Here is a 21,547-nt window from a genome sequence, read left to right as displayed (position 1 = left end):
GGCATAGCGCGCCGCTCGAGGTATCCGGACAAGACCGCGAGGGCCAGCGCGACCAGGACCAAGCCGACGCCAACCCAGTTGGGGGCGGTGTAGCCGAGGCAGGCGGCGATCACCACGCCACCGAGCCAGGCCGACACGGCATTGCCGAGATTGAACGCGCCGATGTTGACCGCGGAGGCCAGGGTCGGCGCACCCGCCGCTTGGTCGAGGACGCGCTTCTGCAGCGGCGGTACGGTCGCGAAGCCGAGGGCGCCGATCAGCACGACCGTGACGGCGGCGGCGACCTTGTCGTGCGCGGTGACGGTGAACAGCGCGAGAACGATCGCGAGCCCGCCGAGGGTGAGATACAGCATCGGCATCAGGTGGCGGTCGGCGAACTTGCCGCCGATCAGATTGCCCGCGAAGAAGCCGAGGCCGAACAATACGAGCAGCCAGGTGACCGAACTCTCCGCGTAGCCGGTCACCTCGGTCATCATCGGCGCCAGGTAGGTGATCGCGGCGAACACGCCGCCGAAGCCGAGCACTGTCATCGCCATCGCCAGCAGTACCTGGGGATTGCGGAACACCGCCAGCTCGGTGCGTAGCCGGGCGTTCGCCGCGGCGGGCTGATCCGGCACCAGCGCCGCGACGCCCGCCAGGCCGATCAACCCGATCAGCGCGACGAACACGAACGTCAGCCGCCAGCCGAAGTGCTGGCCGAGCAGCGTCCCCAGCGGCACACCGACCATGGTGGCGACGGTGAGCCCGGTGAACATGATCGCGATCGCACCGGCGCGCCGGTCGGCGCTGACCAGGGTTCCGGCGACCACGGCGCCTATTCCGAAGAACGCGCCGTGGGCCAGCGAGGCCACGATCCGCCCGGTGACCATCAGGGCGAAGGTCGGTGCGACCGCGGACAGGATGTTGCCCAGGACGAGCAGCGTCAGCATGCCGAGCAGCATGCGTTTGCGCGAAATCCGAGTGCCGAGGCCGGTCATCAGCGGCGCACCCGCCACGACACCGAGTGCGTACCCGGTGACCAGCAAGCCCGCGGTGGGGATGGACACCGCGTAGCTGTCCGCGATGTCGGGCAGCAGGCCGACGACCACGAATTCCGTCGTCCCGATGCCGAATGCCCCGAGGGTCAGGGCGAGGAGTGCGAGGGGCATGAGGGCAACCTCCACATAATATTGCGTCAGATCCTTACAGGCGTTGACAATAATTGCAGACGCCGATTAATTGCAAGCGCGTGCTATTGCGCAACCTGGCTATCCTGGAGGTCTGATCCCCGACGCCGAAGGAATGCCGATGACCGCGGATACCGCTGCGACCGGCCTCGCCGATGGTTGGTACGCACTCTCGCTGCTGCACGACCGGATCGAGGCATACATCGAGCGGGCCCTGCAATCCGGCCATGACCTGAGCGTTCGCGAATACTCACTGCTGGTCGTCCTGAGCCGCCAGCACGACGGGCCGGGCGGGCACCTACGGATGAACCAGGTCGCCGAGGCCGTGGTGCTCAGCCAGAGCGCCACCACCCGGCTGGTCTCCCGGTTGGAGGATCGCGGCCTGCTCCAGCGGTACCTGTGCCCGGACGACCGCCGGGGCATCTACACCGACGTGACTCCGGCGGGCTCGGCCCTGCTCGAGCAGGCCCGGCCCACCCACGACGCAGCGCTGGCCGGCGCTCTCGGCCAAGCGGCCGCCAACCCGGAACTCGCTGCGCTGGTGGCCGCGGTCGAAGCACTGAACACCAGTTCCGCCCGCGGGGCCCGGCCACGAGATTATCGCCCGGTGTGAGAGCTGGAGGCGAGCCGCGGATTCAGCAGGCTTCCCGGACGTCGGCCGGCGCCGGAATCGGTGGTTCCGGAGCGCGGTCCCGTCCGGGCCTATTCGACGGTGACCGTCCCGCGCATCTCCGGGTGCAGCGAGCAGAGGTAGCGGTAGCTACCGGACGTGGTGAAGGTGTAGCTCCACTCGCCTTTATCGATGATCGGGCTGTTGATGCCCATCGCCTTGTCACCGATGCCCTGCACGGTGTGCGGCACCTTGTCGCCGAATTTCCAGGTGACTGTGTCGCCGACCTTGATGGTGACCTCGGCGGGGGAGAATTTCATGTCGTCCACCGCGATGGTGGCGGCGGCGGGCTTGCGCTCGCCGGTCTGCTGCGCGGTGGTGGTGGCCGGTCGAGCCGGTTTCTTCGTAGTGGTGGCGGTCGAACCGGATTCGTCGGACCCACAGCCGGACAGCAGCAGCGCGCCGGCCAAGGCGACTCCCGTGACGACGCGGACGGTCCCGGTGCGGCGGCGAACACTTGGCATGATGGCCAAGCGTAGTAGGCCACACCGACGGAGGGAGCGGCGATGTCCACGCACCGGGGCTATTTCACCGTAGACGCGGTCCGCGCGGCGGAGGCCGAGCTGTTCACCCGGGTGCCGGACGGCGTGCCCATGCGCCGCGCGGCGCACGGCTTGGCCACGGTGGTGGCGGGGGAATTGCGGGAGCGTACCGGCGGTGTCGCGGGACGGGCGGTGACCTTGCTGGTCGGATCCGGCGACAACGGCGGCGACGCGCTCTGGGCCGGAGCGCAGTTGCGCCGCCGCGGTGTCGCCGTCACGGCGGTATTGCTCAACCCGGAGCGGGCGCACGCCGAAGGGCTTGCGGCGCTGCGCAAAGCGGGTGGTCGAGTGGCCGACGACGCCGGTGACCCGGACCTGGTGATCGACGGCATCGTCGGCATCTCCGGTCGTGGCGCGCTGCGTCCGCGTGCGGCGGAAATCGTTGCGGCGCTGAATGCTCCGATCGTCGCGGCCGACCTGCCCAGCGGCGTCGACCCGGACACGGGGGCGGTCGAAGGCCCCGCCGTCCGCGCGGACGTCACGGTCGCCTTCGGCGCCTACAAGCCGGTGCACGCCCTCGCCGCACCGCAGTGCGGCCGAATCGAATTGGTGCCCATCGGCTTGCGTCTTCCGGAAGCGGATCTCGTCGCCCTGGAACCCGCTTCGATCGGCGCCGCGTGGCCGGTGCCAGGCCCGGCCGACGACAAGTACACGCAAGGCGTGACGGGTATATGCGCCGGTAGCGCAACGTATCCGGGCGCCGCGGTGCTGTGCGCGGGTGCTGCCGTCGCCGCGACGTCGGGCATGGTGCGGTATGCCGGAACCGCGGCGGCCGAGGTGTTGCACCACTTTCCCGAAGTGATCGCCACCCAGCGGTTCGCCACCACCGGTCGCGTCCAGTCCTGGGTCTTCGGTCCGGGCGCGGGCACCGACGACGATGCCGGGCAACGCCTTCGCGAAATCCTGGCCACCGACCTCCCGGTGGTGATCGACGCCGATGGCCTGACCCTGCTGGCCGCGGCGCCGGAATTGGTGCGCGATCGCGCGGCCCCAACCGTCCTGACCCCGCACGCGGGCGAGTTCGCCCGCCTCGCAGGCCACGAGGTCGGCCCGGACCGGGTGGGCGCGGTCCGTGGCCTCGCCGATTTCTGGCAGGTCACGGTGCTGTTGAAGGGCCGCGCGACGCTGGTCGCCGCACCGGGCCGTCCGGTGCTGGTCAACGAAGCGGGCGGTTCGTGGGCGGCGACCGCGGGCGCGGGCGATGTGCTCTCGGGCATCATCGGGACGCTGTTGGCGGCCGGCCGCGACCCCGCCTGGTCGGCTGCGGCGGCAGCGCGAGTGCACGCGTTGGCCGCGAACCTGGCCGCCCACGACGACGCGCCCGCGGGAACACCCATCTCGGCAAGCGTCCTGGCCGCCCACGTCCGTCCCGCGATCGGCGTTCTACGCGGCCTCGCCCACCCCTTCTGATCCGATGCGCTGCCGCGACCACGCGGTCCGCCGACGCTGGGAGCCGGGTATCCCTCCGCCGGAGTTTTCCCACGCGTAGGTCGCTGCACATTACGGCGGCATCAGTCGGTGCGGAGCGGCTACCTCCCCTGACCCGGTATATGAGCACCGAGTTGTCGGTGGAACTTCTGGGTCCGAAGCCGATCGGCCGCGAATATGGACGGTGCCGCAGCGGGCGGGAGTTTGGTGAGCGACGTTCGAAGGGCCTGCGGTTGCCCAGCGATCCGGCGTGCTACATGGCCCGCGCCGTCGTCCGGATCGGTGTCCTACATGGCGCCGATCACAGGGGAGGACCGGTGCGTCAACCGAGTGGAACCGGAACCGAGCGCGCCCATAGACTCGACCGGAATCAACGCAACGACTGATTTCGAAAGCACATGGGTAACTCGCCGGGGACGCCCAAGACCCAGGTGGCACCGGACGCGGGACCTGAACGCGAACCCTGTACCACCCGACTGGTACGGCCTGAATTCCCGGAGAGGCGGAACGGACTGCGGTGAATGCGCAAGTGGAAACGGTCATCGACCTGGACGCCATCGCGCACAACGTGCGAATCCTGCGGGAGCACGCAGGCGACGCCGCGGTGATGGCGGTGGTGAAGGCTGACGGCTACAACCACGGCGCAGTCGAGGTGGCTCGGGCCGCGCTGGCCGCGGGGGCGGCGGAACTGGGTGTGACGACGGTGGCCGAGGCCGTGAAGTTGCGTGCGGCAGGGATCACCGCGCCCATTCTGTGCTGGCTGCACAGCACGGACACCGACTTCGCGGCCGCGGTGGCCGCCGACGTCGAGATCGGGGTGTCCTCGCAGGCGCATCTGCGGGCGGTCGAGGCCGCGGTCCGTGGCACCGGCCGTCCGGCGACGGTCACGCTGAAGGTGGACACCGGCCTGAACCGCAACGGTGTGTCGCCGGTCGAATACCCGGAAGTGCTGACCGCGCTCCGTGCGCTGGTCGACGAGCAGGCGGTGCGCTTTCGCGCGATCTTCTCCCATCTCGCGCACGCCGACGAACCCGGGCACCCCAACAACGACGTGCAACGCGCCCGGTTCCAGGACGCGATCGCCACCGCCAAGGAGCACGGCCTGGAGCCGGAGCTGGTGCACATCGCCAATTCCGCCGCCACGCTGACCCGCTCGGACCTGGCCTTCGACCTGGTCCGGCCGGGTATCGCCGTATACGGGCTGTCCCCGATACCGGACGATGATTTCGGCCTGCGGCCCGCGATGACGTTCCAGGCCAGGGTGGCCTTGGTCAAGCGGGTCGCCGCCGGCGAAGGCGTCTCCTACGGGCACCAATGGATCGCGCCGCACGACACCACCGTCGCGCTGATTCCCGCCGGTTACGCCGACGGCGTGTTCCGTCCGTTGAGCGGACGATTCGACGTCTTGCTCGGCGGGGCCTTACGCAGAAATGTGGGGCGGGTGTGCATGGACCAGTTCGTCGTGGACCTCGGTGACAACGCTGCGGGTGTCCGGGAAGGCGACACCGCGATCCTCTTCGGTGCGCGACCGCATGCCCAGGACTGGGCGGACCTGCTCGGCACCATCCACTACGAAGTGGTGTGCTCGCCGCGCGGCCGGGTCACCCGCCGCTACACGGGTGACGCCCGGTGAGCCGCTTCCGGATGACCCCGCTGCGCGGCGGGCTGGCCACGGTGGGTGTCGTCGGTGCGCTGGCCGGCGCGCATGCTCTGCGGCGCGCCGGCGCGCGGGTGCTGTGGCCCGCCCGGGGTGACGACTACCGCGACGAGAACTTCGCCCTGATCGATGCGGACCGCGCGGGGACGGTGCTCGCCGATGACGGCGTGCCCCTGGCCACGCGGACCTGCGGCCCCGACGACGCGCCGGTGACGGTGATCTACGTGCACGGCTTCTGCAACAGCATGGCGTCCTTCCACTTTCAACGGCGTGACCTGGAAAAGCGATGGGGCGCACGGGTTCGCATGGTGCTGTTCGATCTGCGCGGCCACGGCCGTTCCGGCGTGCCGAGCGCCGCGAGCTGTACCGTCGCCCAGCTCGGCTGCGATCTCGCCGCCGTGCTGCGCGCCACCGCTCCGGCCGGACCGGTGGTGCTGGTCGGGCATTCGCTGGGCGGGATGGCGATCCTGGCCGCGGCCGCGCGATTCCCGGAGCTGTTCGCGGCCAGAGTGATCGGGATCGCACTGCTGTCGACCACGGCCGCCGGCGTGACCACGGCGGGTGTCGGGCAGCTGTTGCGCAATCCCGCGATCGACGGCTTCCGGCTGGCCGTGCACACCGCGCCCGCCTTGGTGCAGGCGGGCCGCGTCACCGCGCGGCACGTGATCACGCCGATCCTGCACGTCAGCTCGTTCCACGGCCCGGTGAGCCCCACGCTGTCGCGCTTCACGACCCTGATGATCGACCAGACGCCGATGGAGACCATCGTGAAGTTCCTCCAGGCGATCGAGCTGCACGACGAGTCGGCGGCGTTACCCGTGCTGGCAGGCACACCGGCCCTGGTGCTCGGCGGCGGGCACGACCTGGTGATCCCGTTCCGCAATTCGCGCGCGCTGGCCGCCGCGCTGCCCGACAGCGAACTCATCCGGCTGGACGGCGCGGCGCACATGCCGCATCTGCAGTACCCGGACATCGTCAACGCCGCGCTGGATCGATTGCTGGTGCGCGCGGGCGCGATCGACGCGGCGGGGTCGGAGGTGACCGGTGGCTGAACCACGGCAACGAATCCTGCCCACCGTCGCCGACACCGAGGCGCTCGGCCGGGAACTGGCCACGGATCTGCGCGCCGGTGATCTGGTGGTGCTGGACGGTCCGCTCGGCGCGGGCAAAACCGCACTCACCCGTGGCATCGCCGCGGGGCTCGGCGTGCAGGGCCGGGTCAGCTCGCCGACGTTCATCATCGCGCGTCAGCACCGCGCCGGGCAGCGCGCGGGCGGGCCGTCGGTGCCCATGGTGCATGTGGACGCCTATCGGCTCGGCGGCGACCTGGACGAGCTGGACGCTTTGGACCTGGACACCGATCTGCATCAGGCGGTGGTCGTGGTGGAGTGGGGCCGCGGCGTGGTGGAGCACCTCGCCGAGCGGCACCTGCGCGTGCTGCTGTCGCGCGAGCCGGATTCGGATGTGCGCACCGCCATCTGGGAATGGGTGGGTTAGCTCTCAGGTAGCTCTGCGTCGGTGCCGCCTACCACCCGGTATCGTTGGCCCAATCATGCTTGTACTAGCCGTCGACACCGCGACACCCGCCGTCACAGCGGGACTGGTGGACCTGGAGCAGGGCGCCGGTGCGGCGGACCCGGTCCGGGCGCGCACCATCGCCTACCGGGTGCGGGTCGATCCCCGCGCCCACGCCGAGGTGCTTACCCCGCAGATCCTCGAATGCCTCACCGAGGCAGGTCGATCCAGGACGGACATCGACGCGATCGTCGTCGGCGTCGGTCCGGGTCCGTTCACCGGCCTGCGCGTCGGCATGGCCACCGCGGCCGCGTTCGGTGACGCGCTCGGCATCCCGGTATACGGCGTGTGCAGCCTCGACGCGATCGCCGCCGACGCCGCCGCCGACCCCGCCGTGTCACCCCCGGTCGAGCTCCCGCCCGAGGCCGAACTGCTCGTGGTGACCGACGCGCGACGGCGCGAGGTGTACTGGGCGCGGTATCGCGAAGGCGCGCGCGTGGCCGGGCCCGAGGTGTGCAAGCCCTCCGAATTGGACGAAGGCTCGGCCACGGCGATCGCCGGATCCGCCTCACACGTCGACTTCTTCGATCTTCCGGTGCTCCCCGCCGAAACGCCCTCGCCCGCCGGACTGGTGCGCGTGGCCGCCCCCGAGCTGCTGTCGCGCAGCGTGCCGGAGCCGCTGGTTCCGCTGTACCTGCGCAGGCCGGACGCGGTCGAGAACGCGTACCGCCGACTCGACCGGACGGGAGCGTGATGCTGATGACTTTCCGGATCGAGCCGATGGTGGCGGCCGACATCACGCGCTGCGTCGAACTGGAGCACTTGCTGTTCCCGGAGGACGATCCATGGGCCGCCGTGGCGTTCCAGTCCGAGCTGGCCGGCCGGCACAACCGCTACATCACCGCGCGCGACGAGGACGGGCGAATGGTGGGCTACGCGGGTATCGCCCTGCTGGGTGACGCCGAACACCCCGAGGCCGAGGTGCACACCATCGGTGTCGACCCTCGCTGCCATCGCGCGGGCGTCGGCACACTGCTGCTGGAGGCGCTGCTCGCCGAGGCGGGCCGGCGCGGTGGGCCGGTGTTCCTGGAGGTCCGCACCGACAACGCACCCGCGATCGCGCTCTACGCCAAGCACGGCTTCCACATCATCGGCTTGCGCAAGAACTACTACCACCCCAGTGGCGCGGACGCGTACACCATGCGCCGACCCGCCTTGACCAGCGAGGGCCGGTGGCGCACACCGGACGAGGTGTTGTCGTGATCATCATGGGCGTCGAAAGCTCCTGCGACGAGACCGGAGTCGGCATCGTCCGCGGGAACCCCGACGGTACCTGCGAACTGCTCGCCGACGAGGTCGCCTCCAGCGTCGATCAGCACGCGCGCTTCGGCGGCGTCGTCCCGGAGATCGCCTCGCGCGCGCATCTCGAGGCGATCGTGCCCGCCATGCGCCGCGCGCTGTCGGCGGCGGGTATCGCGAAACCGGACGCGTTGGCGGTGACCATCGGCCCCGGCCTGGCCGGTGCGCTGCTGGTCGGCGTCGCCGCCGCGAAAGCGTATGCGGCAGCCTGGGATGTCCCCTTCTACGCGCTGAACCATCTCGGCGGCCACGTCGCGGTGGACACCCTGGAACACGGGCCGATGCCGCCGTGCGTCGCGCTGCTGGTGTCGGGCGGGCACACCCACCTGCTGCACGTTACGGATCTGTCCGAGCCGATCGTGGAGCTGGGCAGCACCGTCGACGACGCGGCGGGCGAGGCGTTCGACAAGGTGGCGCGTCTGCTCGGGCTGGGTTTTCCCGGCGGCCCGGCGCTGGACGCCGCCGCGGCGACCGGCGATCCGCGCGCTATCGCGTTTCCCCGTGGCATGACCGGGCCGCGCGACCCGCGCTACGACTTCTCCTTCTCGGGCCTCAAGACCGCGGTGGCCCGCTACGTGGAGGCGGCGCAGCGCGACGGCGTCGCCGCGGACGATCTGCCCATCCCCGACATCGCGGCGTCGTTCCAGGAGTCGGTGGCGGATGTGCTCACCATGAAAGCGATTCGGGCGGCTCAGGATGTCGGCGTCGGCACGCTGGTGCTCGGCGGCGGCGCCACGGCCAACTCGCGAATCCGTTCGATGGCCGAGGAGCGTTGCGTCGCAGCCGGTTTGACCCTTCGGGTGCCCAAGCCCCGGCTGTGCACGGACAACGGCGTGATGATCGCCGCGCTCGGCGCGCATGTCATCGCGGGTGGCGCGGCCCCTTCGCCGCTGACGGTCGCCACCGACCCCGGTCTGCCGGTGTCGGTCAGCATGGTTCGCTGAACTGCTCGTACTCGGTCGGCGGGCCGGGTCGTGGCCGACCGGATCCGGCTGCATCGCCGGGATCTGCGGCCCGGCGATCGGCACGCGGATCGGGTGGAGACGTCGACGGCTCAGCGCCTCGGTGATGGCCGGCCGGTAGACGACCGGAGACGAGCGCCTGGCCGGGCCCGCCACTCGGCCGTGACCCGCACCTGTGCGCGGATCAGTTCGGCGCGAGGAGTCCCGGGTTGGACGCGGACCCCGAATTACCCCGGGGCGGCAACGGCAGGCCCGACCGCGCGGGCGCCTGGGTGGGCGACGGACTCGTGCCGGGCGCCGTGGCGCTGGGCGCCGTGGGCCCGAGGGTCCGGCTCGATTGCGGTGAACTGCCCGGCGCGGCATTCGGATTGCCGAACAGCGGACCGAGCAGTTCGGGGAAGGGGATCGGGGGGAGGTTCGGATCCGGGCGCAGCGTGGGCTGCGTGGGCGGAATCACCTGCGTCACCGTCGGCCAGCCGGTGGTGCTCTGCGGCCCGCGTTCCGTGGTGGTCGGCGCGATGCCGGTGCTGTCCGGCGTGCGGTCGTGCGTACCGGCAGCCGTGGTCAGGGGCGGTGCGGATGTCGGGTTCGGCAGCTGGGAAGCGCTGCTCGTGGTCCCGGCGGGGGAGACTTCGTCGTCCGCGGTGGGCGAGAAAGTCTTGACCCCGTACCCGACGATCAGCCCGACGACCACGATCGCACCGGCCAAGGTGCCGAACACCTTGGTGACCGTGCCCGCGGGCGCGTCGCCGCCGAGCGCGCCGACCGGGAAGACCGACGGCTGCACCGAATCGGCGACCAGGGCGGCGCCTTTCGCGGTCACCGCCTCGGGGTCGGGCACGGTGAACACCGGGACATCCAGCGCGGCGATGAGGGTGTCGAGCACCGCGGGGATGTTGGCGCCGCCGCCGATGACCGCGACCGCCTGCGGTTGGCGGGGCGCCCGGGCGAACGCCGTTGTGACGAATCGGGCGAGGTCGCGCAGCAGGTCGGCGATCAATTCTTCGAAGTCGGCCCTGGTCAGCTTCAGCGGACGCCCGGCGACGTGGTCGATGGTGACCGCGGGCGCGATGGACAGGTGCTCCTTCGCCGCGCGGCCTCGGTTGGTGAGCATGCCGCGATTCGGGCGGGTGCCGCGCCGGGCGAAGTGCATATCCACCAGATGGTGGTAGATCAGGTCGTCGATCGCCTTGCCGCTGACGGTCGCGGTGCGATCGGAACGGAGCAGCGAGCCCTCGGCCCGGTCGGCGACGGTGACGCTGAGCCCCGAGGCGCCGAGATCGACTATGGCGACCGTGTCGTAGCGGTCCAGCAGGCCGGTGTGCCGCAGATACGTCAGCGCGGCGGTGCCCTCCGGGATCAGCCGAAGCTCACGCTGTTTGCCGGTGGCGGAGCGGATGATCTGCGCCTGCTCCTTGGTGCGGTAGGCGACCGCGACGCTGGTGGGCGGGTGACCGGTCATCGGCTCGAAATCGCGTGGGCCGCCCCCGAACCGGCCGCCGACCGGACGGATGATCTCGCGCGGCGGCTGCGTGGTGGGCAGCTGGGTGGTCATCAGCTCGATCGAGGACGCCACCAGGTCGCCGAGATCGGAATGGGCCGCGTCGGCGGAGACGACGCGGTAGTCGAAGCTCTGCATGCCGTTGGGCGCGGTGGAGACCAACGCCGAGCACACGACCTCGGCCCCGGCCGAGATGCCGAGGGATGTTCGCATGTTCACCTCCCTTCGAGCGGATGGTCATGGTGTCGCCGACCATCTCGAATGGACTGCCGGACCGCCGTATGGATGACGCGCGACCCGGACCGGGAAACGAACCGGCCCCTCGTCCGGGTGGGTCGCGGGGACCGGCCATGGATCACGTGTGTCTTGCTCTCTGGTGAAGCTGGTGGTGCAACGATCGTGCTGCGGCGCTGCGAGTTCGGCGACGCTGTGGTACCCCTGAGCCGCCGCGCCGCCGCCTGCTCGGCGACCAACCCGGCAGCTGGACCGCAGCCGTCGTCAATAGTGTCACAATCCGTTATCCGAACGTTACTGTTTTCTCGAACTTATCGCCAAGCCCGGAGCGTCATGGGCGCGCCGCGGCAAAGTTGGCACCGCCCACCCTTGAGCGCTGGCACTCTCATGTATAGAGTGCTAGTCGGCACTGTGTGTAGTGCTTGTGCCAGCAGCTCGACCACTGGGCAGGGGTCCCGGCACCCGCGACGACGGGGCTATGCGCAGGGGTCAGCATCGTGACCAACCGACGAGTTCGGAACAACGGTTCCGGACGACCGAATCCCCTGAAAGTGGAGGGCTCAACGTGGCGAGCGTGAACATCAAGCCGCTCGAGGACAAGATCCTCGTCCAGGCCAACGAGGCCGAGACGACGACGGCCTCCGGCCTGGTCATCCCCGACACGGCGAAGGAAAAGCCGCAAGAGGGCACCGTTGTCGCCGTCGGTCCCGGCCGGTGGGACGACGAGGGCGAGAAGCGCATCCCGCTGGATGTCCAGGAGGGTGACACCGTCATCTACAGCAAGTACGGCGGCACCGAGATCAAGTACCAGGGCGAGGAGTACCTCATCCTGTCGGCGCGCGACGTGCTGGCCGTCGTCACCAAGTAGCCGATCGGGCACGACTGCGTTCCGCCCCGGTGTCTCTCGCGACCCGGGGCGGAACGCGTTCGGCGCCGACACCACGGCACTGAAACACGCGGTGCGAGCGACTGGCCCGTAGGCGGCAGCCTGCGTAACCACGGAGGGCCCCGGGAGCACCGCCCATCGGACACAGCGGTGTGAGCGACGGGCCTGGGGACGGTCCGGAGCGCCGCAATCCACTACAGGAGCGAATTCCCATGGCAAAGCAGATCGAGTTCGACGAGAAAGCTCGCCGGGCTCTGGAACGCGGCGTCGACAAGCTCGCCGACGCGGTGAAGGTCACCCTGGGCCCGCGCGGACGGCACGTCGTGCTCGCGAAGTCCTTCGGCGGCCCGACCGTCACCAACGACGGCGTCACCATCGCCCGCGAGATCGAGCTCGAAGACCCGTTCGAGAACCTCGGCGCTCAGCTGGTCAAGAGCGTCGCCACCAAGACCAACGACGTCGCGGGCGACGGCACGACCACCGCCACCGTGCTGGCCCAGGCGCTGGTTCGCGCCGGCCTGAAGAACGTTGCCGCGGGCGCGAATCCGATCGCGGTCGGTTCCGGCATCGCCAAGGCCGCCGACGCGGTCTCCGAGGCGCTGCTCGCGCTGGCCACCCCGGTCTCCGGCGAGCAGGCCATCGCCCAGGTCGCGACGGTGTCCTCGCGTGACGAGGAGATCGGCGCGATGGTCGGCAAGGCGCTGACCACCGTCGGCAAGGACGGCGTCGTCACCGTCGAGGAGTCCTCGACGCTGCAGACCGAGCTGGTCGTCACCGAGGGCGTGCAGTTCGACAAGGGTTACCTGTCGCCGTACTTCATCACCGATCCCGACAGCCAGCAGGCCGTCCTGGAGGACGTGTTCGTACTGCTGCACCGCGAGAAGATCACTTCGCTGCCGGACTTCCTGCCGCTGCTGGAGAAGATCGCCGAGAGCGCCAAGCCCGTCCTGATTCTCGCCGAGGACGTGGAGGGGGAAGCGCTGTCGACCCTGGTGGTCAACGCGATCCGCAAGACGATCAAGGCCGTCGCGGTGAAGGCGCCGTTCTTCGGCGACCGCCGCAAGGCGTTCCTCGACGACCTGGCCGTGGTCACCGGCGGCACCGTGGTGAACCCGGATCTGGGCATCACCCTGCGCGAGGCGGGCCTGGAAGTGCTCGGCAAGGCGCGTCGCGTCGTCGTCACCAAGGACGACACCACGATCATCGACGGCGCCGGTTCCGCGGCGGACGTGGAGGCGCGCGTCGCGCAGCTGCGCCGCGAGATCGAGTCCACCGATTCCGACTGGGATCGCGAGAAGCTCGAGGAACGGCTGGCCAAGCTGGCCGGCGGCGTCGCGGTGATCAAGGTCGGCGCGGCTACCGAGACCGCGCTCAAGGAGCGCAAGTACCGCGTCGAGGACGCGGTGAGCGCCGCCAAGGCCGCCGTGGAAGAGGGCATCGTGCCCGGTGGCGGCACCGCGCTGGTGCAGGCCGCGGGCAAGCTCGTCGAGCTGCGCGACTCGCTGTCCGGTGACGAAGCCATCGGCGTCGAGGTGGTCCGCACCGCGCTGCGGGCGCCGCTGTACTGGATCGCCACCAATGCGGGCTTGGACGGCGCGGTGGTGGTCAGCAAGGTGGCCGAGGGCAAGGAGGGCTTCAACGCCGCCACGCTCACCTACGGCGACCTGCTCACCGACGGCGTCGTCGACCCGGTGAAGGTGACCCGCTCGGCCGTCGTGAACGCGGCGTCGGTCGCGCGCATGGTGCTCACCACCGAGAGCGCCGTGGTCGACAAGCCCGCCGAGGAGCAGGCCGATCACGGCCACCACGGCCACGCGCACTGACCAGACCGTCGGGCAATACAGCTGACAAGGCCCCCGAACCCGCGTGGTTCGGGGGCCTTGCCGGTTCTCGCGCCGGGCCGGGGCCGGGACGCGACTACCGGACGATACCGAGGAGGTTCCGAAGCTCGACACGCTGTCTGCCGCAGGACCGGAGGGGTCGGCGGATGGTCCGGATCGTCCGGGGCTCGTACGCGTGGAGCGGAATGCCTGGCGGGATGCCGGATTCAGCTGGCGACCGGCGGCTGTTCAGCGGCGATGGCCGCGAGTAGGCGGGCGCGCAGCGCAGGCGGTGGAGTGGCCGTCGTGGCTGTGGCGAGAACGGAGAGCGCTTCTTTGGTGTCTCTGACTTCCCGGATGAACTCCGCGCGTAGCACGGGGTCCTCGCTGTCGAACAGTTCCTGCACTTCCTGATGGTCTTCGTCGTCGATCGATCCGAGCGCGACGGTGTGCGCGAGATCGATCTGGCGTTCGTTCATCTCACGTCACCCCCAAACTTTTCTTCAGTCGTGTCAATCCGTCCCGAATCCGGGACTTAACCGTAGGTAACCCTACGTCGAGGTAGGTGGCTACCTCCGCATAGGTGCGCCCGCCGTAGTAGGCGAGCGAGATGGCTTCCCGCTGGGTTTCGGTGAGTGTGGCGAGACCAGCCAGGACAGCCTGTTGGTCGAGCCTGCGCTCGACCTCTTCGGTGACCTCGTCGAATTCGTTGCCGAGTACCCGGATCCCGTACGCGACCTCGCGCTGGGTGTGGGCCTGCTCGGCGCGGACCCGGTCGACGGCGCGCCGGTGGGCGAGCGTCATCAACCACGTCACCGCGGAACCCTTCGCCGGGTCGAAGCTCGATGCCATCCGCCAGATCTGCAGATAGACCTCCTGCGTGGTCTCCTCCGCGTATCCAGGATCGTGCAGAACGCGCAACACCAGACCGAAGACGCGCGCACACGTCCGGTCGTACAGTTCGGCGAATGCTTCCTGGTCGGCTCGGCCGCATCGATGCAGAAGCGCGGCGAGCTCGATACTTTCGGCTGCGCGTGCCGTAACCGCAGAATCCACCGTGGGTGGGAAGGCTGCTCTTCGGAACGAGTCGCCCTCTGCGGCTGGCGGCCGCGTTGTCACAACGCTCCATTCTGTGTCATCGGTCACTACCGTAGCGTGCCGCTATGACCTCCCTTCCGGTGGGGTGCCCACAAGCCCGGCACGGAACCGGCGCCGCGTTGCGAAAAGCGCCGACACGCCGGATATCTCGGGAGGAGACACGCCGTGACACGCCGAGCGCTGTCGCACCGCGCCGGATACGGCGGATGCACGGTTTCCGGCCTTCGCTCGGCGGCCGGCCGATCGATGGTGACGATCGGAACCCACGCGCCGATCTCCGGCGCTGAACCGATCACCGTGTCGCGTGAACGGCTCGGCCGAAGCAAGTTGCAGTGGCCCGTTGTTTGCTAGGAATTCGACGCCCGGTGGTGTGCGGATGGGAGGGGATTGATTCAGACGGCCATGCGGCGGCGGTTGCGCCGCGCGTGCATCTCGCGCTCGGTCTCCGACATGCCGCCCCAGATGCCATAGGGCTCGCTGACTTTCAGCGCGTGGGTGCGGCACTGCATGAGTACCGGGCAGGAACGGCAGATCTCCTTGGCGCGCATCTCGCGCGCGGTGCGGGCTCGGCCACGCTCGCCATCGGGATGGAAGAACACCGCGGAATCCTGCCCGCGGCACGATCCTCGCATCTGCCAATCCCAGACATCGGCGTTGGGTCCCGGGAGGTGGGTCGGCATGGGCATGGTGAACTCCTCGTGGTGCGAGCTCGTCAGCATTGTCGAGCAGTTGTCCTGCAACAGTTGTGGGCCACGACGCCGTGTCGGCGAGGGTGCCCTGGGGCTCGCCCTTCGCGGTCGCTGCAATTTCGCGCGGCGCCGTCCGTGGCGATGAGTTACGTTAGGTCCAGCCGCGAAATTCCGTCAATAGTTCGACGCAGCAGTTTTCCAAATCTCCCGCTGCGAAATTTAACCTCCGAACTGTTTACTTTTCGCGTTGGTTCCGGCGATACTGTTCGGTTGGCCGGAGGTCCGTTGTGCCCGCCTGTGTCTTGGTCGATCAAGTTTCCGCAGGTAGAGGCGATTTTCGCGGCGTGGAGCCGCTTCGGTGCGGATGGGGCGCGCCAGAGGACGGTCGCCCCCGCGGCCGACGGCGTTCGGGAGGCGCGGATCCGAAGATGGCGGAAACGGGGCGAGCAGGTTAATTACGCGAAACGCGCATGAATTCCCGGCGTGGCCGCTCGACGATTGCCAGGGCTAGATTTACCTAATGGAAACATCGGCTCGGCAGCGGAAATCCGGAGCCGTCGCCCGCCCGCGGTCGCTCACCTTTCGTCGTCCCGGCCCGCGTGCCGCACAAGATAGAGTGCGCCCGTGTTCGCGCCCGCTCCGCTCGGAGATCCTCACGTCGCGGTCCTCGCCGAGGCCGCCTTCGGCGCCGATCCGGGGCGCGCCGCCGCCGAGTTGCCGCCCGCTTCGGACGCACTCGGCCGGTGGTATCGCGCGGTGGTCCTCGGCGGCCAAGGGCGTTATGCCGCGGCGCGTGCCGAATTGCGAAAGGTATGCAACCACAGTGCTGACCCCGTCCTCCTCTCACTGGCGGGAAGCACCGAGGGCTCTTTCCTCCGCCAGCTCGGCAGGCACGAGCGTGCGGCGGCGTTCGACGGGCGCGCGGCCGCGCTGATCCTCACCACCGGCGCCGGGGCCGAGGCCGACTCCGGGGGTACGTCGGAGGAGGCGGGCGGCTACCGTCCCAGCCGCGCCGACGCGATCTGTGACGCGCTCACCGGGCTCGCCGCCGACGCGCTCGGGACCGGGCGGCTCGCGCTGGCCGATCGGCTGCTGCGGCGCAGCGAGTCGGCGGCGCGGCAGTACGGGGCAGGTTGGCGTCCCGCGATCCGCCTGGGCTGGGTGTCCGCGGAAACCGCGCTGGCAGCAGGTGATTTCGAGGCTGCCGCGACGCACGCGGCGACCGCGCTCGAGCTGGCCGACCGATCCCCGTCGGTGCGGCACCAGGTCAAGTCGCGCCTTCTGGTGGCCGCGGCCGACGTGGCCCGCGGCGCGCGCGGGCGATCCGGCGTCTGCGCCGAGGACGTGGCCGAGCAGTGCCGCGCACACGGGCTGCTGCCGTTGCGATGGGCTTGCGCCATGCTCCGCGCCGGTTCGGGCGCGGCGGACGCGGCGGCGGAGGCGGCCGAGTGCGCCGCGGTCATCGCCCGCGCCGGAGGCGCGTTGCGCCCCCTGGTGGCGGGTAGGTGATCACTGAGTCCACCGTGTTGCCAAGTTCCGGCCATCGGGTCGCTATTGTTAGATCCGTTCCGCCCCTTCGGTGGAAGCACTGGTCGTCACCGGACCGTGCCACTTTGTAACGCCAGGAATATCTCTGACGATGACGCACACGGGCGAAGAGTTGGACCTCGCCGTCGCTGCCGCTGCGCAGGGCGACAGATCCGCTTTAGCTCAGGTACTGGAGATGGTCCGCCCGCTGGTAGTGCGCTACTGCCGCGCGCGGATCGGAGCCGCGGAGCGTGGGCAGCTCTCCGCGGACGACGTTGCGCAGGAGGTTTGCCTGGCTGTGATGACCGCCTTGCCCAGGTATCAAGACCAGGGCAGGCCCTTCATGGCCTTCGTTTACGGGATCGCTTCGCACAAGGTCGCCGACGCTCATCGCAATGCCGCCCGTAACAAGGCGGAGGCGATGGCCGAAGTACCAGATGTCATATCCACCGACCAGGGACCGGAACAACGAGCTCTCGAATCAGAGACGAGCAGACAGATGAACCGTCTGCTCGCGACGCTTCCCGAGAAGCATCGAGAGATCTTGATCCTGCGCTTGGTCATGGGTTTGTCAGCAGAAGAAACCGCAGTCGCCGTGGGCAGTACGGCGGGTGCGATACGGGTGGCCCAACACAGGGCACTCGCGAAACTCAAGTCACAAGTGGCGAGGGCAGGTGAAATGTATGGCTAGGGATGGCGAGCGCGGTCGGGGTGACCGGAAGGCGCGGCTTGGATCGCGAAACAGCGGTCCCTACGCCGAGGCGTCCGGTGATACCGGCCCGGTCGACATCGCCGCGGTACGCCGCGACGATGCTCTGATCGACGCCATCGCCAGCGATGGTCCGGTGCACACCGACAGCGCCGAGGAGTATCAGCTCGCGACGTTGCTCGCGGATTGGCGAGCGGAGCTGATCGCGGCTCCGATGTCGGCCGAACCGGACCTGGATGTGATCGTGGCCGCGGTCAATCAGGAGATCGGTGCGCGGCAGGTTCGCATCGGGGCGCACAGCGGCGGGCGGCTGAGGCTGCTTCGCCCGATCATGGGCGCCGCGGCCGCGCTGGCCCTGGTCTTCGGCGGTATGACGGCGTTCTCGTACAACGCGGAGCCGGGTGATCCGCTATGGCGGGTCAAGGAGGTCGTGTTCAGCGAACAGGCCCAGACCACCGTGGTGCAGCGTGCGGGCGACGATCTGAACGAGGCGTCGACGCTGGTCGCGCAGAACCCGGCGCAGGCGAAGGTGCGCTTGGAGCGGGCCAAGGAGAACGCCGCGCAGGTCAGCGATCCGGACAAGCGCGCCGACCTGATGGCCCAGTGGGAGCAGTTGCTCGCGAAGCTGCGCGAGGTGGACAAGGGACTGGCCGACCAGCTCGAGTCGACGGTGCCCAGAACCACCGATCCACGTGCCACCCCCGGCACCAGTGCGAGCACGAAGCCCAACCCGTCGACCGGCGGAACCTCGACGATCGTGCAACAGCCGGGTGAGCAGACGAAGCCTTCGACCACGGTCGATGCCACCGCTCCGGACGGCAGCGGGACATCGAATGGTGGCGGGACATCGAACGGCGGCGGCGCGCCGACCACGGTGCCGCCGGTGACCACCGCCCCGCCGGTAACCACCCAGCCGCCGGCGACCGTGGAACCGACGGCCCCGCAGGAGCCGCCGGTCACGGAGGTCAAGCCGCCGCCCACGGGCGGACCCACGGCGGACACCGGTAATCCGACGGCGCCGCAGCAGCAGCCGCCCACCGCTCCGACGCAGGGCAACACCGGTACCAACGGCAACAGCAATCAGCCGCCGACCTTCAGCGTGCCCGTCATTCCCAACCCAGGATCGTTCGTGCCGCCCGGTCGTTGACACCAAGCACTATCGGACAAGGCAAGAACCGATCGCCGATCTGGCGGTCGGCTTTTTGTCTCTTGGGGTCCGGTCTGTCCGGCAGACGCATCAGGCCGTGGTTCATCGGCGTGTCGGCCCGCGAAGGGGCCTCGATGTCCGCTTGCCGAGGGGACTGTGTGCGTCGAAAATCACAAAGGCAAGCGCGAAGTACGCGAGCCTCGAGTGGCCCGCGTGCGTATCGGTGGGGCCGGTCTCAGCCGTCGAATCCGTCGAACCCGTCGCCGTGGAAAGCCTCGTTCATCGAGGCGTCCGCGTAGCCCCGGCAGTAGTCCCAGGTGACGTACGCTTCCGGCGTCGGGTCGTAGGCGGGCTCGTGCGGGCGGACCGTGCCGTCGACCAGCAACTGAAGCAAATTGGCTCGCAACATGTCCCAGTCGTGGTAGTGGTCCTGCCTGCAGTCTTCGCAGCTGACCACGAGCCCGCGGATTCCGCGGTGGGCCAGCAGCGCCTCGTACACCGCGAGGTCGGCGAGATCCTCCTCGACCGCAAGGCGCTCGTGGGGATCCAGCGGTTCGCCGGGCTCGATGGCGTCGAGCGCGGCGGACGGGTCGGAGGGGTCTCCGGCGAACGGATCCGGCGGCAAGCCAGGTGGTAGATGGTCACGCACATCCCCACGGTACGCAGAACAGGGTGGTCTGCGCCAGCGATGCGGCCTGCCAGTTTCGGTGGTGGGCTCACTTCGTCGGCGAGTTCACCGGACAGATACCATGGAGCACAGGCTACGGCGGTCCCGACCGCACCGCCGCCGAACCAACGTTTATCCCATCAGCCGTCACGGCGCCGGTTATGCCGGCGCCGGTCGCTATCGACGTCCAGGAGGGGTCGATCCGAATGAGTAATCCCGTACCGGGCGAACGAATCGCAGTCCGCCCTCCTACGGGTGGTGACGATCCGAACAAGATCGCCATGCTCGGCCTCACATTCGACGATGTGCTGTTGCTGCCTGCCGCCTCGGATCTCATCCCCAGCTCTGTGGAAACCTCCAGCCGGCTCACCCGGGATATCCGCCTGCGCACCCCGCTGGTCAGTTCTGCCATGGACACGGTGACCGAGGCGCGGATGGCGATCGCCATGGCCCGCGCGGGCGGCATGGGTGTGTTGCACCGCAACCTGTCGGCAGCCGACCAGGCCGCTCAGGTGGAGACGGTCAAGCGGTCCGAGGCGGGCATGGTCACCGACCCGGTGACCTGCCGTCCGAACGACACCCTCGCCGAGGTCGACGCCATGTGCGCCAGGTTCCGCATCTCCGGCCTTCCGGTGGTGGACGAGACCGGCGCGCTCGTGGGCATCATCACCAATCGCGATATGCGGTTCGAGGTGGATCAGGACCGCCGCGTCGCCGATGTGATGACGAAGGCTCCGCTGATCACCGCGCAGGAGGGCGTGACCGCCGAGGCCGCGCTCGGGCTGCTGCGCAGGCACAAGGTGGAGAAGCTGCCGATCGTCGACGGAAACGGGCGCCTGCGGGGCCTGATCACCGTCAAGGACTTCGTCAAGACCGATCAATACCCCAACGCCACCAAGGACCGTGACGGCCGTCTGCTGGTCGGCGCCGCGGTCGGGGTCGGCGAGGACGCGTGGTCGCGTGCCATGACGCTGGCCGACGCCGGCGTCGACGTGCTCGTGGTGGACACCGCGCACGGTCATCAGGCGCAGGTACTGCAGATGGTCACCAAGGTCAAGACCGAGGTCGGCGACCGGATCCAGGTGGTCGGCGGCAACGTGGCCACCCGTGCGGGCGCGTCGGCCCTGGTCGAAGCGGGCGCGGACGCGGTCAAGGTGGGCGTCGGCCCCGGCTCCATCTGCACCACCCGCGTCGTCGCGGGCGTCGGTGCGCCGCAGATCACCGCGATCCTGGAGGCGGTCGCCGCGTGCAAGCCCGCGGGCGTCCCGGTGATCGCAGACGGCGGCATCCAGTTCTCCGGCGACATCGCCAAGGCCATCGCCGCGGGCGCGTCCACCGTGATGCTCGGCTCGTTGCTCGCCGGCACCGCCGAGTCGCCGGGTGAGCTGATCCTGGTCGGCGGCAAGCAGTTCAAGAGCTACCGCGGCATGGGCTCGCTGGGCGCCATGCAGGGTCGAGGCCAGGCCAAGTCGTTCTCCAAGGACCGCTACTTCCAGGACGACGTGCTGGCCGAGGACAAGCTGGTCCCCGAGGGCATCGAAGGCAGGGTGCCGTTCCGCGGCCCGGTCAACCAGGTGATCCACCAGTTGGTCGGTGGCCTGCGCGCCGCCATGGGCTACACCGGCTCGCAGTCGATCGCCCATCTGCAGGAGGCCCAGTTCGTGCAGATCACCGCGGCGGGCCTCAAAGAGAGCCATCCGCACGACATCACCATGACCGTCGAGGCCCCTAACTACACCGGACGGGGTTAGCCCACTAGGTTCATGTACAGGACCAACCGGTCCGTGCATGATGGAGCTTGCGCACCGGCTGTGGCGGAGAGCAAGCCGCGCGGGAGTCGGCGGTTCATTCGTGCTGCCCACCTGCCCCCACAAGTAACCACCGGAGGCGCGAGTCTTACGAGCGCCGTTCGCGGCCCGGCTCGCGTTCCAGCGGTCGAAGCGCATGCGTCGAAGGCGTGAGTCTCGACC

21 protein-coding genes are annotated in these 21,547 nt (G+C 69.4%); 14 read left to right on the top strand and 7 right to left on the bottom strand.

Going from position 1 to position 21,547, the window contains the following annotated elements:
* On the bottom strand, positions 1–1,148 hold a 1,148-nt coding region (locus ACFU5M_RS30355), incomplete at its 3' end, for an MFS transporter (RefSeq protein WP_379054319.1).
* Positions 1,149–1,287: 139 nt separating this feature from the next.
* Here ACFU5M_RS30355 and ACFU5M_RS30350 point away from each other — a divergent pair.
* On the top strand, positions 1,288–1,779 hold the full coding sequence (locus ACFU5M_RS30350; RefSeq protein WP_379054318.1) for a MarR family winged helix-turn-helix transcriptional regulator: 492 nt from the start codon (positions 1,288–1,290) through the stop codon (positions 1,777–1,779).
* A gap of 89 nt (positions 1,780–1,868) precedes the next feature.
* On the opposite strand, the gene ACFU5M_RS30345 is transcribed toward ACFU5M_RS30350, so the two are convergent.
* Complete coding sequence (locus ACFU5M_RS30345) at positions 1,869–2,300, bottom strand: cupredoxin family copper-binding protein (protein WP_379054317.1); 432 nt, start codon at positions 2,298–2,300, stop codon at positions 1,869–1,871.
* A 42-nt stretch (positions 2,301–2,342) separates the two neighbouring features.
* Here ACFU5M_RS30345 and ACFU5M_RS30340 point away from each other — a divergent pair, with 42 nt between their 5' ends.
* The 7 genes from ACFU5M_RS30340 to tsaD all read left to right on the top strand — a co-directional run bounded on the left by ACFU5M_RS30340 (position 2,343) and on the right by tsaD (position 9,281).
* Positions 2,343–3,788 (top strand): NAD(P)H-hydrate dehydratase, encoded by a 1,446-nt coding sequence (locus tag ACFU5M_RS30340; protein ID WP_379054316.1) that lies wholly within the window; start codon positions 2,343–2,345, stop codon positions 3,786–3,788.
* A gap of 508 nt (positions 3,789–4,296) precedes the next feature.
* Positions 4,297–5,439, top strand: coding sequence for an alanine racemase (gene alr, locus ACFU5M_RS30335; RefSeq protein WP_379054321.1), 1,143 nt, complete (start codon positions 4,297–4,299; stop codon positions 5,437–5,439).
* An 11-nt stretch (positions 5,440–5,450) separates the two neighbouring features.
* Positions 5,451–6,515, top strand: a complete 1,065-nt coding sequence (locus ACFU5M_RS30330; protein ID WP_379054320.1) for an alpha/beta fold hydrolase — start codon at positions 5,451–5,453, stop codon at positions 6,513–6,515.
* Positions 6,508–6,960 carry a tRNA (adenosine(37)-N6)-threonylcarbamoyltransferase complex ATPase subunit type 1 TsaE gene (gene tsaE, locus ACFU5M_RS30325; protein WP_379054315.1) on the top strand — a complete coding sequence of 151 codons (453 nt, stop codon included), beginning with the start codon at positions 6,508–6,510 and terminating at the stop codon, positions 6,958–6,960. The genes ACFU5M_RS30330 and tsaE overlap by 8 nt, the downstream gene beginning before the upstream one ends.
* A gap of 55 nt (positions 6,961–7,015) precedes the next feature.
* Positions 7,016–7,732 carry a tRNA (adenosine(37)-N6)-threonylcarbamoyltransferase complex dimerization subunit type 1 TsaB gene (gene tsaB / locus ACFU5M_RS30320; protein WP_379054314.1) on the top strand — a complete coding sequence of 239 codons (717 nt, stop codon included), beginning with the start codon at positions 7,016–7,018 and terminating at the stop codon, positions 7,730–7,732.
* Positions 7,733–7,737: 5 nt separating this feature from the next.
* Positions 7,738–8,241 carry a ribosomal protein S18-alanine N-acetyltransferase gene (gene rimI, locus ACFU5M_RS30315; RefSeq protein ID WP_379054313.1) on the top strand — a complete coding sequence of 168 codons (504 nt, stop codon included), beginning with the start codon at positions 7,738–7,740 and terminating at the stop codon, positions 8,239–8,241.
* Positions 8,238–9,281, top strand: coding sequence for a tRNA (adenosine(37)-N6)-threonylcarbamoyltransferase complex transferase subunit TsaD (gene tsaD, locus ACFU5M_RS30310; RefSeq protein WP_379054312.1), 1,044 nt, complete (start codon positions 8,238–8,240; stop codon positions 9,279–9,281). Before rimI ends, tsaD begins: the two co-directional genes overlap by 4 nt.
* A gap of 202 nt (positions 9,282–9,483) precedes the next feature.
* On the opposite strand, the gene ACFU5M_RS30305 is transcribed toward tsaD, so the two are convergent.
* Positions 9,484–11,013, bottom strand: a complete 1,530-nt coding sequence (locus tag ACFU5M_RS30305; RefSeq protein WP_379054311.1) for an Hsp70 family protein — start codon at positions 11,011–11,013, stop codon at positions 9,484–9,486.
* 586 nt (positions 11,014–11,599) lie between these two features.
* Here ACFU5M_RS30305 and groES point away from each other — a divergent pair.
* Together groES and groL are read left to right on the top strand one after the other, a co-directional pair.
* On the top strand, positions 11,600–11,902 hold the full coding sequence (gene groES / locus ACFU5M_RS30300) for a co-chaperone GroES (RefSeq protein WP_028479292.1): 303 nt from the start codon (positions 11,600–11,602) through the stop codon (positions 11,900–11,902).
* Positions 11,903–12,132: 230 nt separating this feature from the next.
* Positions 12,133–13,743: a chaperonin GroEL gene (gene groL, locus ACFU5M_RS30295; protein ID WP_379054310.1), complete on the top strand. Its 1,611-nt coding sequence runs from the start codon at positions 12,133–12,135 to the stop codon at positions 13,741–13,743.
* Between the two features lie 224 nt (positions 13,744–13,967).
* Here the strand turns inward: groL and ACFU5M_RS30290 are convergent, their stop codons facing one another.
* The 3 genes from ACFU5M_RS30290 to ACFU5M_RS30280 all read right to left on the bottom strand — a co-directional run bounded on the left by ACFU5M_RS30290 (position 13,968) and on the right by ACFU5M_RS30280 (position 15,524).
* Positions 13,968–14,219 carry a hypothetical protein gene (locus ACFU5M_RS30290; protein ID WP_379054309.1) on the bottom strand — a complete coding sequence of 84 codons (252 nt, stop codon included), beginning with the start codon at positions 14,217–14,219 and terminating at the stop codon, positions 13,968–13,970.
* A gap of 1 nt (position 14,220) precedes the next feature.
* A complete protein-coding gene (locus tag ACFU5M_RS30285) occupies positions 14,221–14,796 on the bottom strand; it encodes a sigma-70 family RNA polymerase sigma factor (RefSeq protein WP_040864969.1) in 576 nt (191 codons plus the stop codon).
* Positions 14,797–15,230: 434 nt separating this feature from the next.
* Positions 15,231–15,524, bottom strand: a complete 294-nt coding sequence (locus ACFU5M_RS30280) for a WhiB family transcriptional regulator (RefSeq protein ID WP_379054308.1) — start codon at positions 15,522–15,524, stop codon at positions 15,231–15,233.
* Between the two features lie 627 nt (positions 15,525–16,151).
* On the opposite strand from ACFU5M_RS30280, the gene ACFU5M_RS30275 reads away from it, so the two are divergent.
* The 3 genes from ACFU5M_RS30275 to ACFU5M_RS30265 all read left to right on the top strand — a co-directional run bounded on the left by ACFU5M_RS30275 (position 16,152) and on the right by ACFU5M_RS30265 (position 18,910).
* Positions 16,152–17,036 carry a hypothetical protein gene (locus ACFU5M_RS30275; protein ID WP_379054307.1) on the top strand — a complete coding sequence of 295 codons (885 nt, stop codon included), beginning with the start codon at positions 16,152–16,154 and terminating at the stop codon, positions 17,034–17,036.
* A gap of 130 nt (positions 17,037–17,166) precedes the next feature.
* On the top strand, positions 17,167–17,745 hold the full coding sequence (locus ACFU5M_RS30270; protein ID WP_043687710.1) for a sigma-70 family RNA polymerase sigma factor: 579 nt from the start codon (positions 17,167–17,169) through the stop codon (positions 17,743–17,745).
* Complete coding sequence (locus ACFU5M_RS30265; RefSeq protein WP_379054306.1) at positions 17,738–18,910, top strand: anti-sigma-D factor RsdA; 1,173 nt, start codon at positions 17,738–17,740, stop codon at positions 18,908–18,910. The genes ACFU5M_RS30270 and ACFU5M_RS30265 overlap by 8 nt, the downstream gene beginning before the upstream one ends.
* A 235-nt stretch (positions 18,911–19,145) precedes the next feature.
* Here ACFU5M_RS30265 and ACFU5M_RS30260 read toward each other — a convergent pair whose 3' ends face one another.
* On the bottom strand, positions 19,146–19,559 hold the full coding sequence (locus tag ACFU5M_RS30260) for a DUF5319 domain-containing protein (RefSeq protein WP_039795739.1): 414 nt from the start codon (positions 19,557–19,559) through the stop codon (positions 19,146–19,148).
* Between the two features lie 224 nt (positions 19,560–19,783).
* Here ACFU5M_RS30260 and guaB point away from each other — a divergent pair, with 224 nt between their 5' ends.
* A complete protein-coding gene (guaB, locus tag ACFU5M_RS30255; RefSeq protein ID WP_379054305.1) occupies positions 19,784–21,328 on the top strand; it encodes an IMP dehydrogenase in 1,545 nt (514 codons plus the stop codon).
* The last annotated feature ends 219 nt before the right edge of the window (positions 21,329–21,547 follow it).

Origin of the sequence: Nocardia sp. NPDC057455 (assembly GCF_042802775.1) — a bacterium.
Taxonomy (GTDB): Bacteria; Actinomycetota; Actinomycetes; order Mycobacteriales; family Mycobacteriaceae; genus Nocardia.
The sequence above is the reverse complement of the archived record's forward strand: the minus strand, read 5'-3'. Positions and strand labels throughout refer to the sequence as shown.